The following is a 211-nucleotide window of genomic DNA, read 5'->3' as shown; positions in this document are numbered from 1 at the left end:
CTCAGAAGTGAAACGCCGTAGCGCCGATGGTAGTGTGGGGTCTCCCCATGCGAGAGTAGGGAACTGCCAGGCATCAAATTGCAGTAAACCGGGATGTATAATCCGGGTAGTGACAAAGAAATTCGGTGGAGCGGTAGTTCAGTTGGTTAGAATACCTGCCTGTCACGCAGGGGGTCGCGGGTTCGAGTCCCGTCCGTTCCGCCACTTATTA

General features: G+C 54.5%; 1 tRNA gene. It reads left to right on the top strand.

Features of this window, described 5'->3' with window-relative positions:
* The first annotated feature begins 127 nt into the window (after positions 1–127).
* Positions 128–204 (top strand) — tRNA-Asp (locus OGX99_RS00800).
* Positions 205–211 lie beyond the last annotated feature (7 nt).

It is taken from the genome of Citrobacter sp. Cu096 (assembly GCF_030332285.1).
GTDB classification, from domain to species: domain Bacteria; phylum Pseudomonadota; class Gammaproteobacteria; order Enterobacterales; family Enterobacteriaceae; genus Citrobacter; species Citrobacter meridianamericanus.
The sequence above is the reverse complement of the archived record's forward strand: the minus strand, read 5'-3'. Positions and strand labels throughout refer to the sequence as shown.